Annotated in this window: 9 protein-coding genes; 1 reads left to right on the top strand and 8 read right to left on the bottom strand. The window is 67.1% G+C overall.

Annotated features, from left to right (window positions below; all coding sequences use genetic code 11):
* Positions 1–39: 39 nt before the first annotated feature.
* Both mmsB and POF53_RS23630 read right to left on the bottom strand, forming a co-directional pair.
* Positions 40–930, bottom strand: a complete 891-nt coding sequence (gene mmsB, locus POF53_RS23625) for a 3-hydroxyisobutyrate dehydrogenase (RefSeq protein WP_232855752.1) — start codon at positions 928–930, stop codon at positions 40–42.
* A 10-nt stretch (positions 931–940) separates the two neighbouring features.
* Positions 941–2,467 (bottom strand): CoA-acylating methylmalonate-semialdehyde dehydrogenase, encoded by a 1,527-nt coding sequence (locus POF53_RS23630; protein ID WP_232855753.1) that lies wholly within the window; start codon positions 2,465–2,467, stop codon positions 941–943.
* A 131-nt stretch (positions 2,468–2,598) separates the two neighbouring features.
* On the opposite strand from POF53_RS23630, the gene POF53_RS23635 reads away from it, so the two are divergent.
* On the top strand, positions 2,599–3,549 hold the full coding sequence (locus POF53_RS23635) for a LysR family transcriptional regulator (RefSeq protein ID WP_234562702.1): 951 nt from the start codon (positions 2,599–2,601) through the stop codon (positions 3,547–3,549).
* 110 nt (positions 3,550–3,659) lie between these two features.
* Here POF53_RS23635 and yfiB read toward each other — a convergent pair whose 3' ends face one another.
* From yfiB to recC, 6 genes are all read right to left on the bottom strand, one after another.
* Positions 3,660–4,160, bottom strand: coding sequence for an outer membrane lipoprotein YfiB (yfiB, locus tag POF53_RS23640; protein WP_498969681.1), 501 nt, complete (start codon positions 4,158–4,160; stop codon positions 3,660–3,662).
* 3 nt (positions 4,161–4,163) lie between these two features.
* Entirely contained in the window at positions 4,164–5,435 is a 1,272-nt protein-coding gene (gene dgcN, locus POF53_RS23645; RefSeq protein WP_203650428.1) for a diguanylate cyclase DgcN/YfiN, read from the bottom strand.
* Positions 5,432–6,007 (bottom strand): regulatory sequestration protein YfiR, encoded by a 576-nt coding sequence (gene yfiR, locus POF53_RS23650; RefSeq protein ID WP_203650418.1) that lies wholly within the window; start codon positions 6,005–6,007, stop codon positions 5,432–5,434. The genes dgcN and yfiR overlap by 4 nt, the downstream gene beginning before the upstream one ends.
* A 69-nt stretch (positions 6,008–6,076) precedes the next feature.
* Positions 6,077–8,152 carry an exodeoxyribonuclease V subunit alpha gene (gene recD, locus POF53_RS23655; RefSeq protein ID WP_232855755.1) on the bottom strand — a complete coding sequence of 692 codons (2,076 nt, stop codon included), beginning with the start codon at positions 8,150–8,152 and terminating at the stop codon, positions 6,077–6,079.
* Positions 8,149–11,820, bottom strand: coding sequence for an exodeoxyribonuclease V subunit beta (gene recB, locus POF53_RS23660; protein ID WP_498969684.1), 3,672 nt, complete (start codon positions 11,818–11,820; stop codon positions 8,149–8,151). Before recB ends, recD begins: the two co-directional genes overlap by 4 nt.
* The gene (recC, locus tag POF53_RS23665; RefSeq protein WP_498969686.1) at positions 11,817–15,296 is read right to left on the bottom strand and encodes an exodeoxyribonuclease V subunit gamma; all 3,480 of its coding nucleotides are present in this window, start codon (positions 15,294–15,296) and stop codon (positions 11,817–11,819) included. Before recC ends, recB begins: the two co-directional genes overlap by 4 nt.
* Between the last annotated feature and the right edge of the window lie 119 nt (positions 15,297–15,415).

Below are 15,415 nucleotides of genomic sequence, written 5' to 3' on the forward strand. Positions count from 1 at the left end.
GGAAGGGCCACCCGGCCCGCGATCAAGTCCACTCGCTCGTCAATCCTTCTTGCGGTACCCCTCGACGATCGCCGAGAAATCCTTGCCACCCTCGCCGCGCAGGCTCATGGCCTGGTACAGCTGCTGGGCCACTGCCCCCAGGATCACCGGCTGGTGCGCCTGGCGCGCGGCCTCGGTGGCCAGCCCCAGGTCCTTGAGCATCAGCTCGGCACCGAAGCCGCCGGTGTAGCCGCGCGAAGCCGGGGCGGTCTCGATGATGCCCGGCCACGGGTTGTAGGTGTCCGAACTCCAGCAACGCCCGGTGGAGCTGTTGATGATCCCGGCCAGCACCTTGGTGTCGATGCCCAGCGCATTGCCCAGGGCCATGGCCTCGGACACGCCGATCATCGAGATGCCCAGCAGCAGGTTGTTGCAGATCTTGGCGATCTGCCCGGTGCCGACCTCGCCACAGTGCACGATATTGCGGCCCATCTGCTCCAGCACCGGCTTGAGCGTGGCGAACAGCCCGGCGCTGGCGCCGACCATGAAGGTCAGGGTGCCGGCTGCCGCGCCGCCGGTCCCGCCGGAAACCGGCGCATCGCCCATGTCGATGCCCTTGGCCGCCGCGGCCTTGGAGACCTCACGGGCGGTCTGCGGGTCGATGGTGCTGCAGTCCACGGTCGGGGTGCCGGGGCGGATGCCGGCCAGCACGCCGGTTTCTTCATCCAGGTACACGCCGCGCACATGGGCGGCGGCCGGCAGCATGGTGATCACCAGCTCGCTGTTGGCGGCAGCGTCCTTGGGCGAGGTGCTGACCTGGCCGCCCAGCTCGGCAAGTTCTGCCAGCACGGCCTTGTTCAGGTCGAACAGGTTGAGCTGGTGCCCGGCCTTGATCAGGTTGCGGGCCATGGGCGCGCCCATGTTGCCCAGGCCGATGAAAGCGATACGCATGGCGTTCTCCTTAGCGCAGGCTGATGGTGGTGTTCACACCGTCATTGACGCTGTCATCGTCGAACCAGCGAGCGGTGACGGTCTTGGTCTGAGTGTAGAACTGCACCACCTGCTTGCCGTACGGGCCGAGGTCGCCGAGCTTGGAGCCACGGGAACCGGTGAAGCTGAAGAACGGCACCGGCACCGGGATCGGGATGTTGATGCCGACCTGGCCGATATCGATCTCGCTCTGGAACTTGCGCGCCGCCGCGCCGCTCTGGGTGAACAGGCCGGTGCCGTTGCCGAACGGGTTGGCGTTGACCAGGGCGATGGCCTCGTCGAGGGTATCGACCTCCAGGGTCACCAGTACCGGGCCGAAGATTTCCTGGGTGTAGACCTGCATGTCGGTCTTCACCCCGGAGAACAGGGTCGGGCCGATGAAGTTGCCCTGCTCGTAGCCCGGCACCTTCACATCGCGGCCGTCCAGTTCGAGCTTGGCGCCTTCCTTGATACCGCTTTCGATCAGGCCCAGCACACGCTCCTTGGCGCGTTTGGAGACCACCGGGCCGACATCGGTGCCCGGCTCGTTGCCGGCGTTGACCTTGAGCTTGCTCGCCGCGTCCTTGATATCCGGCAGCCATTCGCGGGCCTTGCCCACCAGCACCGCCACCGAGGTGGCCATGCAGCGCTGGCCGGCCGCGCCGAAAGCGGCGCCGACCAGGGCATTGATGGTCTGGGTGCGGTTGGCGTCGGGCAGCACCACGGCGTGGTTCTTGGCGCCCATCATCGATTGCACGCGCTTGCCATGCTGGCTGCCCAGGTTGTAAACGTGGGTGCCGACCTCGGTCGAGCCGACGAACGAGATCGCCTTGATGTCCTGGTGGGTGCAGATCGTGTCGACCACCTGCTTGCCACCGTGCACCACGTTGAGCACGCCGGCCGGGATGCCGGCTTGCAGCGCCAGCTCGACCAGCATCATGGTCGACAGCGGGTCCTGCTCGGACGGTTTGAGCACGAAGGTGTTGCCGCAGACGATGGCCATCGGGAACATCCACAGCGGGATCATCGCCGGGAAGTTGAACGGGGTGATGCCGGCGCACACGCCGATCGGCTGGCGCAGGGTGTAGGTGTCGACACCGCCGGCGACGTTCTCGGCGAACTCGCCCATCTGCAGGGTGCCGATGGAAGCGGCGTGCTCGACCACTTCCAGGCCACGGAAGATATCGCCCTCGGCGTCGGCGATAGTCTTGCCCTGTTCGGCGCTGAGGGTCACGGCGATGCGCTTGCTGTGTTCACGGATCAGCGCCTGCAGCTTGAGCATGATGCGCATGCGCGCGCCGATCGGGGTGTCGCGCCAGGTCTTGAAGGCGCGCTCGGCCGCAGCCACGGCGGCGTTGACTTCCTCGACGGTGGCGAACGGCACCCGCGCCAGCACTTGCTGGGTCGCTGGATTGACGATGTCACGCCATTCGGTGGTCTTGGACTCGACCCATTGGCCGTCGATCAGCAGCTTGACCTGCTCGACCTTGGTCTGGTCGGGCGTCTGGGGTGCGTTCATCTGCGCTCTCCTTGGAATTATTGTCGGAACGAGGACGCCTACGCCGCAGCGAACGGGGTGGCGCTCAGGGGCTGAGTTCGAGTATAGATGTGCAAACATCCAACAAGAATGCACAAAAAAACCGGATCATCATGCAAAAAGACCTCACCTCCCTGAGCGCGCTGAACTGGGACGACCTCAAGTTCTTTCTTGAGGTGGCGCGCACCCGCAAGGCCAGCAGTGCGGCCAAGCGCCTGGCCGTGGACTACACCACGGTGTCGCGGCGCATCGGTTCACTGGAAGGGGCGCTGGGCACTTTGCTGTTCGAGAAGTCGCGGACCAACGGCTTTGTTCTCACCGCCGAAGGCCAGCGCCTGCTGGGCTATGCCGAATCGATCGAGAGCACCCTGCACATGGCCTGCGAGCAGGTCTCGGGGTCGGGCGTGGCGTTGTCGGGGCATGTGCGCATGGGCTGCACCGAAGGCTTCGGCAGCTTCTTCGTCACCCCGCAGCTGAGCCATTTCGTCGATGCCTGGCCGGCGATCTCGGTGGATATCCTGCCGCTGCCGCACTTCATCAGCCTGTCCAAGCGCGAGGCCGATATCGTCATCGCCCTGGAGCGCCCGGAACATGGCCCTTACGTGTGCTGCAAGCTGTGCGACTACCGCCTGCGCCTGTATGCCACCCAGGACTACCTGGACAGCCACGAGCCGATCCGCGAGATCGCCGACCTGGGGCGCCATCCGTTCATCAGCTACGTGGACGACCTGGCGTTCAGCTCGGAGCTGCTGTACCTGGCCAACCTGATCCCCAGCGCCAACGCGCACCTGCGCAGCACCAGCGTGATCGCCCAGTACACGGCGGCCTTGCAGGGGCGCGGGCTGGCGATCCTGCCGTGCTTCCTGGCGGCGCAGGACCCGCGGCTGGTGACGGTGCTGCCGGAGCAGATCGAGGTGACGCGGCAGTTCTGGATGTACTGTCGGGAGGATCTGCGCAAGCTCAAGCGGATCACCCTGCTGTGGGATTACATCCGCGAGGTGACCGAGGCCAATGCGCCGTTGTTGATGGGGGAAACGCGGGAGATGAAGTTCGCTCAAGGTTGAACTTGAGGGCCATCGCGGGGCAAGCCCGCTCCCACGCAGGTATTGGCAATTCAACGTGGGAGCGGCGGTGCGCCGATGCGACTTGCCCCGCGATGGATGGCATGCAGCACTCAGTCCGACGCCACCACGATCGACACCCGCCGATTCTCCATGCGTCCTGTCGCGGTGCGGTTATCCGCCACCGGCTGGCTGCTGCCCATGCCGCGGGTCTGGATGTTCTGCGGCTGCATGCCGATGCCGATCAAGGCCTTGGCCACGCTCTGGGCACGGCGCTCGGAGAGCTGCTGGTTGTAGGCGGTCTTGCCCGAGGCATCGGTGTGGCCGTCGATCCGCACCCGCTGGATATCCACCGACAGCAGCGCTTTGCCGATGCGCTCGACAATCGACTCGCTGGCGCTGTTGAGGCTGTCCAGGTCACTGCCGAACAGCACCTTGCCGGACAGGTCGAACGCCCAGCCCTCGTCGGTCGGGGCAAAACCCTCGCGCTTGAGCACAGCAACCTGCTCGGGGGTCAGTCCCTTGGGCGGCACGCTCTGGCAGCCGGCCAGGGCGAACAGCGCCAGCAGCAGGGTGAATAACGGGAAACGCAGCACGGAAAAACGCTTTATCACGGTTCAGCTCCTGTTTTTTGCATCAGGGGCGCAGCGTTCCGTCTGCGCCACTTGCCAATGGCCACGGCGATTGCGCTTGGCCTGGTACATCGCCGCATCGGCGGCATTGAGCAGACTGGCCGGGTCGCGGCCGTCGTCCGGGTAATAGGCGATACCGACGCTCAGCGAGGTGACGAGGCTGTTGCCATCCTCCAGCTGCACCGGCAGCTTCATGCTGGCGACGATCTTCTCGGCGATGCGCTGGGCATCCTCGCGCGAGTGCAGTGGGGTCAGCAACACGGCGAACTCGTCACCCCCCAGGCGCGCCACCAGGTCGTGCTCGCGCAGTTGCGCACGCACGCGGTTGGCCACGCTGATCAGCACTTCGTCCCCCACCGCATGGCCGAGGCTGTCGTTGATCTGCTTGAAGTGGTCGCTGTCGAGGAACAACAGCGCCAGGTGGTCTTCGCTACGGGCGGCATTGCGCAGGCTGCGGCTTAACCGCCCTTCGAAGAAGGCACGGTTGGGCAGGCCGGTGAGGCTGTCATGGCTGGCCTGGTGGGCAAGGCTTTCGTTCTCGCTCTGCAGGTGGCTCTGCCAGACCTCCAGCTCGTCGAGCAGGGCATTGAAGTCGTTGCCCAGCTCGTTGAGTTCGGCGATCTGGGTTTGCGGTACCCGCCGGTCGAAGCTGCGCTCGCGTCGCGCGGCATGGGCGACGCTGGCCAGGTTGCGCAAGGGACGGATGATGTCGCCGAACAGGCGTCGCGACAGGTACAGCGCCAGCACCGCGCTGAGCACCGTGCACACCAGGATGCCCACCAGGCCGCTGAACAGGAAGCGCACCAGGCTGCCGCCCTGTCCGGTCAGCTCTATATGGCCGACCCGCTGACCCATGTGCTGCACCGGCATGTTGATCGGCTCTTCCAGCAGGCTGCGCGCTACGTGGGACTGCAACTGCGCCATTACGCCCTGCTCGTCACGCTGCCAATGGGCAAGCAGGTCACCATCGTTGTCGTAGACCTTGGCGTCGGCCACCTCCTCGGTGGAGGCGATCAGCGCCAGGGCCTCGTTGGCCGCGGCACTGTCGTCGAAGACCACGGCGGCTTCGACGGTGTAGTTGATGGAGCGGGCGATCAGGTGCAGGTTGTGGTTGGCATACACGCGCAACGCCGCCACCCCGAGCAGGGTCACCAGCACACCGGCCAGGCCTGCGGCGAGCAAGGCCACGCCCAGATGACCACGCCCGAGCACGGCGCGCAGGGTCGGCCGGCTGAAGCGCCTGGCTGAACGTTTCATGGCTGCCCCGCCCGCCGTCGCGACAACTGCAGCACGCTGGGATGGATGCGCACGCCGCTGCGCGCCACCGAGTCGAGGTTGACGTCGAACGCCACCTGCTGGTCGCCGACCCGCAGGCAGAACAGGCTCCCCACCGTGCACGGATCGTCGGCCTCGCTGATGCTCAGCACCGGGTGGCCGTTGACCCGCTGGAACAGCCGTTCACGTTGCAGCTTGTCGAGCTTGCCGAGGTAGATGGCATCGCAGGCACTGGCCACGCTGGGGTCGTCGGCGAGCAGGCGGCGCACCTGCAGGGGTTGCCCGGACTGCTGCAGATTGCCCTTGATCAGGTCGTCGGCATATTCGGTCGGGCCGACCAGGCACAGGCGCAGGGGATTGGGGTCGGCAGGCCAGCGGGCGTAGCTGAGGATGCCCAGCACGACCTGGGTCACGGCCCTGGCCCGTTGCTGCACCTGCGCATCCGACACGGCATTACCCGCCCAGGCGGGCGCGCCGTTCGACAACAGCGTGGCCATCAGCAACGAGAGCGCACAGCCCTTCACGCGTCCCAGGGCCGAGACAGCCACTGTCATGGGGGGAAATCTCACAAAATGTTTGCGGATAATGCCGCAACGATAGCATATCGGCGGCAAACTCCAGAGTCAGACTTGCTCCAGCATCAGCCCCGAGACCCGCCGGACCTTGCGCCCCACGGCCTCCTCGAACACCCCGGCGCGCGGCTCGATCAGGCTGAAACAATGCTTGGCGCGGGTGATGCCGGTGTACACCAGCTCCTTGGTCAGCACCGGGTTCAGCGCGTCGGGCAGCACCAGCGTGGTATGGCTGAATTCCGAGCCCTGGGACTTGTGCACGGTCATGGCGAATACTGTTTCCACCTCGCTGAGGCGGCTGGGCAGGACGAAACGAACCCCACCGCTGCCATCGTTGCGCGGGAAAGCCACGCGCAACAGCGCCTCACCCTGATCGTCCGGCAGGCGCAGAGCGATGCCGATATCGCCGTTCATCAGGCCGAGGCCATAGTCGTTGCGGGTCACCAGTACCGGACGGCCCTCGTACCAGGGTTGCTGGCTGTCGATCAGCCCAGCGTTGTGCAGCACCCGGGCGACCCGCTCGTTGAGGCCTTCGACACCCCAGGCGCCCTTGCGCACGGCGCAGAGCAACTGGAACGCCTCGAAGCTCTGCAGCACCTCGGCCGCCCAGCGCTCCCAGCGCGGATCGTCGCCTGGCGTGCCTGGCGGCGGGCGCAGGCGACCGATGGTACGCAGGTAACCGCGATAGCCCTGTGGTCCTTCGGCACCCTGGTTGAGGCCATCGAGCAGCAGGCGGTCGAAGCGTTTGTCATGCTCGCCGCCCAGGGTCAGGCAATGGACATCCGCCGGTCGGGTCGCCAGCAGCGCACGCGCCTCCAGGGCTTGCTGGCGATTGACCAGGCGCGCCAACTGGCCGATGCCGCTGCCTTCGCCGAAACGCCGTGAGTGGCGCAGCATCACGATCTGCTGGGCCAGCGGGTTGCGCTGACCGTCGCCCGTCTTCAGGCCGATGTCGGCCAGCGATTGCCCGCCCACCTGCTCCAGCCAGGCCAGGGTCTGCGGCCAGTAGCAGCCGTCCTCGGCGTCACGGCACAGGTCGCCCAGCACCGCCCCGGCCTCCACCGAGGCGAGCTGGTCCTTGTCGCCCAGCAACACCAGACGCGCATTGGCCGGCAGGGCATCGAGCAGGTTGGCCATCATCTCCAGGTCGATCATCGAGGCTTCGTCGACCACCAGCACATCCAGGGGCAACGGGTTGCCGGCATGATGGCGGAAGTGCCGCGACCCCGGGCGGCTGCCCAGCAGGCGGTGCACGGTGCTGACCTCGGTGGGGATCTGCGCCCGCACCGCGCCATCCACCTGCAAGCGTTCCACCTGCTGACCGATGGACTCGGTGAGGCGCGCCGCGGCCTTGCCGGTCGGCGCCGCCAGGCGGATGCGCAGCGGCCGGCCTTGCTCGACAGCAGGCCCCTGCAATAACGCCAGCAGACGTACCACAGTGGTGGTCTTGCCGGTTCCGGGGCCGCCGGTGATGACACTGAAGCCGGCACGGGTGGCCAGGGCGCAGGCCAGCTTCTGCCAGTCCACTTCGCCTGCAACCGAGCCACCTTCGAACAGTTGCGCCAGGCGTAGTGCCAGGTCGGCCGGCTGAGGCTGAAGGCGTGCCAGGCGCTCATGCAGGGCGTTGTCGATGCGTCGCTCGTAGGTCCAATAGCGGCGCAGATACAGGCGCTCACCGCTGACCACCAGTGGTCGGGCACGCTGCTCGACGGTATCGCCAGTGGCAACCAGGGGGCTCTCGGCGATCCGCTGCAACCAGGTGCCCAGTTCGAGGCTGGCCAGCAGCTGCGAAGGCAGCAGCAACGGCCCGGCCAGGGCATCGCCTTCCGGCGGCAGCGACAGGGCGAAGTCCGGCTCGGCAAGGGTCTGTTGCAGGTCGAGGCAGACATGGCCATGACCCAGCTGGTGGCTGGCCAGGGCGGCGGCCAGCAGCACCAGCGGATCGCTGCCCGGCGCCCGCTCCTCGAGGAAACTCACGAAGGCCCGGTCCAGTGCGCGCAGCCAGCCACGCTCGACCCAGCGATCGAGCAGCGCCAGCAAGTCCTGGCTATGGCGCAGCGGCGCCAGGGCGCTCAGGTGCTCGGCCTGCAAGGGCGTGGGCAGCAGGTCGTCGAGGTTGCGGCTCATGGCGTGGCTCCGGCAAACAGGTCCTGTTGGGCAGGTTCTTGCTCACCCCGGAACATCGCGTCGAGCTGTTCGATCAGCGCCCGGGGAGGCCGCGCATGATACAGCCCGTGACCGGCCGAGGTGACGCCACGCAGGAAGATGAACACAGCACCGCCGACATGCCGGTCGTAGTCGTAGTCGGGCAGGCGCGCGCGCAGCTGGCGATGCAGGGCCAGCAGGTAGAGCACGTACTGCAGGTCGTAGCGGTGCTCGAGAATTGCCTGCTCCATGGCCAGGGCGCCGTAGGCCTCGGCGTCGGGGCCGAGCCAGTTGGACTTGTAGTCGGCCACGTAGTAGCGCCCGTCGAGCTCGAAGGCCAGGTCGATGAAGCCCTTGAACATGCCGTTGAGCACGGTCGGCTGGGCGGCCGCCCGCGTCATGCCAACGTGCGTGTGGCGCGCCACCAGGTGGTCGAGGCGCACCGCATCGACCTGATGGCTGGCGAACCAGAACTCCATTTCGACCTGGTAGCGCTCAAGGCCTGCGAGGGTCAAGGTGGCCCCTTGCAACGGCATGGGCTGGACCAGCAGTTGCTGCAGCCACTGGGTCAGCGTGGGAATCCAGCCGGTCCAGTCGCGTCGGTTGCAGCGCTGGCCCACGGTGCGTTCGATCACCGGCCCTTGGGCGGCGACCTCGGCGAACCCTTCGCGCCCCGCCCATTCGAGCAGGCCGTGGAGGAAGGTGCCCGGATTCGGCCCACGGGGGAAGCGGTGGATATCGCCCGCCTCGGCCGGCACCTCGCGCAGCGCCTGGCTGTCCAGCACCTCGTCGTCCAGCAGTTGCTGGGCCTGGGAGCTGTCGGCGACCAGGGTCTGGTCACCCACCCGCAAGGCGCTGTACGAGGCGATCCACCAATGCTCCGCAGCGGCCCGCCGTGGCTTACGCGGCGGCAGCAGTTCGCGCTGGCTGTCCGGCATGCGGTAGCACAGGGCCTGGACCTCGGGCAGCGGACCATGGGTGATGGCCGGATTGCCGGCCGCCAGGGTACTGAGCCATTCGCCCAATTGGCTGGAAGCCGCCAACGGCAAGCCGCCGCCCAGCAGGTAGCCCAAGGCCGAACGGTGCAGCTGCGAACTGCGCTGGGTGCCGCGCTTGAGGTCGGCAACGCCCAGCCAGCAGGCGTGCTGGGCACGGGTCAAGGCGACGTAGAGCAGGCGCAGGTCCTCGGCCAGGCGTTCATCGTCGGCGCGCTCGATCTGCTCGGCATTCGGGGTCAGGGTCAGGTGCGCCACACCCTGGTCGTCGTGCCAGCCCAGGGGCAGGCGCTGGCCATCCACCGGCTTACTGGTACAGATGAACGGCAGGTACACCAAGGGGTATTCCAGGCCCTTGGACTTGTGGATGGTCACCACCTTGACCAGTTGCTCGTCGCTTTCCAGGCGCAGGATCTGCTCTTCTCCGGCCTGCCCGGCGTTGGCCAGGTGCTCGGTGAGATGGCGGATCAGCGCCTGCTCGCCATCCAGCTCGCCCGCGGCCTGCTGCAACAGTTCAGCCAGGTGCAGCAGGTTGGTCAGCACCCGTTCGCCGTCGCTGCGGCCCATCAGCGCCCGCGGCAGCTGGAAGTCGTGCAGCAGGCGGCGCAGCATGGGCAGCACGCCCTGGCGCTGCCAGGTGTCGCGGTAACGGCGAAAGCGCATCACCCAGCTTTCCCAGACCCGCTCGTCCTGGTTCAGGCGTTCCAGTTCGATAAGCGGCAGGTCGAGGGTCAGGCTGGCCAGGGCGGCCTTGAGCATACGCTCCGAGTCCGGTTCGGCGCAGGCCTTGAGCCAGGCCAGCAGATCATGGGCCTCCTGGGCGGCGAATACCGAGTCCTTGTCCGACAGGTACACGCTGCGCACATCGCGGGCGGCCAGTTCGGCGCGGACCAGCTGGGCCTCGCGACCGTCGCGCACCAGGATGGCGATATCGGAAGGCAGGCAGGCCCGCAGCTTGCCAGCGGCATCGGCGAAACCGCTGACGCCCTGCTGCCCACCCTCGAGCAGCTCGACGATATGGCTGGCGCAACTGGCGGCCAGCTGCTGGCGATACGCTGTGCTGGATACCGGCTCGTCGCTCTCCAGCTGCCAGCAATGCAGGGCCGCGCTGGGCTGTCCGGCGATCAACAGTTGCTCGCCACGACCCTTGGCGCGCACTTCGACGAATGGCAATGGATTGTCGCCCTGGCTCCGGAACAGGAAGGCGCCACGGCCCTCGATACGTTCCTCGGCTTGCAGGAACACGCGGTTCACTGCCGCGACCATGGCCTGGCTGGAGCGGTAGTTGGTGTCCAGGCTGTGCAGGCGCCCGGCGGTGGCGCGGCGCGCGGCCAGGTAGGTGAAGATGTCGGCGCCACGGAAGGCGTAGATCGCCTGTTTGGGGTCGCCGATCATGAACAGGCCGGTGTCCGGGTTGTTCTCGGTGATGCGGTAGATGCGCTCGAAGATCCCGTACTGGACGGGGTCGGTGTCCTGGAATTCGTCGATCAACGCGACCGGGAACTGCTCGCGGATCAACGCGGCCAGGCGCTCACCCGAGTCGCTGCCCAGGGCATGCTCCAGGCGCAGCAGCATGTCGTCGAAGCCCATCTCGGCGCGGCGACGCTTCTCCACCTCGAAGCGCGCCGATACCCAGGCGGCGGCATGTTCCAGCAACCGTGCATCGGGACTGGCCAGCCCCTGCAGCTGCTCGCGCAAGGACTCCATGGCCCGCAGCGCCGGGTGCTGCGGCGGCTCGCCGGACTTCCAGGCCTCGGCCAGGCCGGCGGGCGTCAGGCGGGTGAAGCCGGTGCCCAGGTCCAGTTCCATGGCCTGCTCATCACCGGCCCAGGCCCGCAGCTTGTCGAACCAGGGCTCGAAAAAGCGTGCCTGTAGCTTGCGCCCGTCGGCCTGCTTGGCGGCCACGGCATCGCGGCAGATCTGCTGCAGCTCGTCGGCCCAGGCGCCCCAGGGCGCCTTGAGTTGCGCCAATTGCTCGGTGCGCTGGCGCAGGGTCGCCTCAATCAACGACTGCGGGTCTTGCTCGTCCTCCTGGCCACGGACACGGCCAAACAGCGGCCTGATCCTTGGCAGCAAGGCATCGGGGCTGCCCCAGTTGCCGCGCACCCAGGCCAGCGACTCGCCGCGCATGCCGTAGCAGAAGCGCCGCCAGTAGTCGCGCATGACCTGGCCCAGCAGTTCGCTGTGATCGGTCTCCAGGCTCTGGGTGAACAGGCTGCCGCTGTCGAAGGCGTGCTCGCGCAGCATGCGCTGGCACCAGCCATGGATGGTCGAGACGGCGGCCTCGTCCATCCACTGCACGGCGATCTCCAGGCGGCTGGCGCAGCGTGGCCAATGTTCCTGTGGATAATCGTCGCGCAGCAGGTGCAGCAGCGGGTCGGCATCGTCCAGCTCACCGCGGAAGAAGCGCGCTGCTTCGGCCAGGCGCGTGCGAATACGCTCGCGCAGCTCCTTGGTGGCCGCGTCGGTAAAGGTCACCACGAGGATCTGCGGTGGCAGCAGCTCGCGACTGAAACCCTGCTCACCGCCATGGCCGAGGATCAGCCGCAGGTACAGGGCCGAAATGGTGAACGTCTTGCCGGTACCGGCGCTGGCTTCGATCAGCTGGCTGCCGTGCAGGGGGAAACTCAGCGCCAGGGGGCGGGCTTGGGTCATTGGGCGTTCTCCGGGTTACCCAGGGTCTGCCAGGGCGCTGCGAACAAGGGGCGATAAAGGGCTTCGCACCAGCCTTCGAAGGTCTCGTCGAGGGCCAGCGCGGCGAAGTCACGGTACTGGCGGGCCAGCGCCAGGCTTTCGCTGCGCTCGCCGAAGCTGTTCTGGCCGTCACCCTCATAGGCGCGGATCGCGGCGGCCACGGCCTTGTCCGGATCCTCCTGGGCCAGCCAGGCGAAGGCCGTCTTGGCCGCCACGGGCAAAGGGGCGTTCATTGCCGCCTGGCGTGCCACCAGCAGTTCGCCCAGGCGCTCTGCCGCCTCGCCCTGGGGTAGCGGTGCCAGCAACAAGGTCAGGTCGCTGGCCACCAGCGCGCTGTGCAGCGGATAGCCCGAGGCGCAGGCGGCAAGGTGCATGACCCAGGCCGGCACCAGCCGGTGCCACTTCAGGCTGTTGCGCCCGGCACTGAGGGAATTGGGCACGGTGGCGATGCTCAGCAGGCTCTGGTCCTCGGCCTGGTACACCCGGCCGAGCCAGCCCTCCAGGCGCAACGGCCCGTGTTCGAAATGGACCGGCAGGGCCCCCTCGACCAGGGTCGGCCAGCGTTGCAGCAGTTGCCGATGGCGTTGCAGCAGGTCCGGCAGCGGTTGGATCAACTCGGCCTGCAAGGCTTCGCCGAAGCCTGCCAGCGGCAGCATCCCGCAGGCCTGGAGGCGTCGGGCCTGGGCCTGCAGCGCCCGCTCGGCGTTGTCCGGATCGGCCAGCGCGGCGCCGAGCAGGCTTTCGCTCAGGCCATAGCGTTGCAGGGCGTCCAGCACGAAGGGTTCTTCGTCCGGGGTCGGTGCCTCCAGCGCCTCGAAGAACACTTTCAGGCGCTGACTGAAGAAATGCCGCACCGGATGGCGCAGGAAGTCCTGAAGCTGCACCAGGTTGAGCGGCTCATCGCTGGCGTAGGGCGACAGGGCGGTAGGCGCTTGCGCTTCATCCCCGGCCTGGTGCAAGGCCAACCATTCATGGGCGAAGCTGAACAACGGGCTGCCCTTCTGGAAGTAGCGCTGGCTGAACGGCTGTAATGGATGCTCTTGGGTCAGGGCATGCAGCAACTGCTGCCCAGGGTCGTCGCGTTGGCCGGTCCTGGCGCCGGCGAGCTGCCAGCCGGCGGCCAGGTGATCGCGCAACTGCCCGATCAGCACCGAGGACGGGCGCTCGCTGTTGTCGCGGATGCTGCGCCCGACCCAGCTCACATAGAGCTGGTCGCGTGCCGAGAGCAAGGCCTCGAGCAACAGGTAACGGTCATCCTCCCGACGGGAACGATCCCCTGGCCGGTAGTCGCTGGCCATCAGGTCGAAGTCGAGGGGCGGCTGGGCACGCGGGTAGTCGCCATCGTTCATGCCCAGCAGGCAGACCAGCCTGAACGGGATGGCGCGCATGGGCATCAGGGTGCAGAAGTTCACCGAGCCGGCCAGGAAGCGCTGGGACAACTTGCCCTGGTCCAGCCCGGACAGCCAGGCTTCGCGCACCACGGTCAGTGGCAGCAAGTCGTGCAGGCCAACCGCGTCGCAGGTTTCCAGCCAGGTGTCGCGCAGGTCCTGCAGCTGGACCAGGAGCAACTCGTCGTGCTCGTTCTCGGCCAGGAAGAAGATCTGCAGCAGCGCATGCAGCCGTGCCCCCCACTCCGTCGCCGAGGCGGGTTGCGAGAGGGCCTGGCAGGCAATGTCCAGGGCATCGAGCAACGCCACCAACGGGCCGATCAGCGCGGCGTCGAGCCCCCCGATCTCATCGTACGGCTCGATACCGTCACAGCTTTCGCCCACGCCGACGGCGTAACCCAGCAGCATGCGCCGCAGGCCGAAGCGCCAACTGTTCTGCTCAAGCCCCTCGGGCAGGCCAAGGCTGGCACGTTGCTCGGCGCTCAGTCCCCAGCGGATACCAGCGCCTTCGATCCAACGGTGCAGGGTTGGCAGGTCACTTTCCTGGATGGCGAAGCGGGCACGCACTGCCGGCACGTCCAGCAGGTCGAGCACTTCGCTGACGGCGAAACGGCTGTCGGGCAGCTTGAGCAGATGTTCCAGGGCGATCAGCAGCGGGTCGCGACCACGCTGGCCCTGGTCGGTCAGGGTGAACGGGATATAACGCGGATCGTTGCGGTCGAGCTGGCCGAACACCGCGCGGATATGCGGTGCGTAGGTGTCGATGGCCGGCAACATGACGATGACGTCGCGGGGCCGCAGCGTGGGGTCGGCACTGAAGCGGGCCAGCAACTGATCGTGCAGGATCTCCACTTCGCGTTGTGGACTGTGGGCCAGATGGAAACGTACGGAACGGTCCTTGGCCGGGTCAACCGCCGGCCATTGCTCGCGGGTCTCGGCCAGCGGGCGCAGCTCGAGGATGTCATCCTGCAGCTGGTTGAGCAGGGTCTTGGGCTCACCTTCGCTGAACAGGTCGATGCGTCCGTCGCTGAACACGCCCTGGTAACTGCCGGGATCGTCGTAGCTGTCGAGCAGGTTGATATAGTCGCGCCCCTGCTTGCCCCAGGCCGCCAACAGCGGATGCGCATGCTGGTGCAGCAGCTCGTCGTCCAGCTGCAGGGGCATGCTCTGCTTGCGTTGCTGACGCTTGTACTGGTGTCGCAACAGGTCCTTGTCGGCGACGATATCGCCCCAGTGATGGCGGCAGGGGTTGTGCACGCACAGCAGCACCTGGCTGAAGCGGGCCAGGCCTGCCAGGGCCTCGAGGATCTGGGCGGGCAGCGACGAGATGCCGAACACGATCAGCCGTGCCGGTAGCCCGGCGGGCGCCTGCTCCAGGGCGTTGATCCGCTCGATGAAACGTTGGTGCACGCCGGCACGGCTCTGGGCCATGCCCGCCTCGCCCACATCCTCGAGCAGGATCCGCCACAGCTCGGCCTGCCAACGATTGCCGGCGGCCAGCGGCTTGCGCTCGCCGCGTGCGGTGTTGAGCACATGGGCTCCACTTGCCCAGTCCTTCAGCCAGTCGGCACGGTAGACCTGGTACTGGTCGAACAGGTCGGCGAGGCGCTCCGCCAACTGATAGCGCTTGCGCAGGTCGCTGTCGTCGGTGAGGAAGCGGCGCAGGGGCTCGAAGTGCGGGCGCTCGATCACTTCCGGGAGCAGGCGCATCAGGCGCCAGGTCAGGGGCGCCTTGTCCAGCAGTGAGACCTCGGGGATTTCATCGCGCCCCAGCACGCGGCGATACAGCTGCCACATGAAGCTGCCCGGAAGCTGCACATCGATGGCGGCGGCGATCCCGCAACCGCCCAGGTCGTCGTCCTGCGGATCCTCGGCCAAGGCCAGTTTCAACCATTGGGCGATACCGTTGCTCTGCACCAGGGCGATTTCGTTTTCCAACGGTGCCAGGGGATAGCGGCGCATCACGCTCACCACCAGATTGCGCAGGTCGTCCAGGCGGTTGCCCTGGACGATCATGAAGCCTGAGTGAAGTGAGGTGGTCTGGGGCATTGGGTGGTCTCGGAAGTGCGGTTGGTGCAGAACAGGAACCTTATCACGGAGGCGGTTGACGCGATCCCTGTGTAGGAGCGGCCTTGTGCCGCGAAAGGGGCGCGTAGCGGCCCCGGGGG

Origin of the sequence: Mitsuaria sp. RG, from assembly GCF_028369275.1 — a bacterium.
GTDB classification, from domain to species: Bacteria; Pseudomonadota; Gammaproteobacteria; order Pseudomonadales; family Pseudomonadaceae; genus Aquipseudomonas; species Aquipseudomonas peradeniyensis.

What these genes read in the sequence shown, in the direction of transcription:
- mmsB (WP_232855752.1), bottom strand. Translation starts at nt 930, where the DNA reads ATGCGTATCGCTTTCATCGGCCTGGGCAACATGGGCGCGCCCATGGCC.
- POF53_RS23630 (WP_232855753.1), bottom strand. Translation starts at nt 2,467, where the DNA reads ATGAACGCACCCCAGACGCCCGACCAGACCAAGGTCGAGCAGGTCAAG.
- POF53_RS23635 (WP_234562702.1), top strand. Translation starts at nt 2,599, where the DNA reads ATGCAAAAAGACCTCACCTCCCTGAGCGCGCTGAACTGGGACGACCTC.
- dgcN (WP_203650428.1), bottom strand. Translation starts at nt 5,435, where the DNA reads ATGAAACGTTCAGCCAGGCGCTTCAGCCGGCCGACCCTGCGCGCCGTG.
- yfiR (WP_203650418.1), bottom strand. Translation starts at nt 6,007, where the DNA reads ATGACAGTGGCTGTCTCGGCCCTGGGACGCGTGAAGGGCTGTGCGCTC.
- recD (WP_232855755.1), bottom strand. Translation starts at nt 8,152, where the DNA reads ATGAGCCGCAACCTCGACGACCTGCTGCCCACGCCCTTGCAGGCCGAG.
- recB (WP_498969684.1), bottom strand. Translation starts at nt 11,820, where the DNA reads ATGACCCAAGCCCGCCCCCTGGCGCTGAGTTTCCCCCTGCACGGCAGC.
- recC (WP_498969686.1), bottom strand. Translation starts at nt 15,296, where the DNA reads ATGCCCCAGACCACCTCACTTCACTCAGGCTTCATGATCGTCCAGGGC.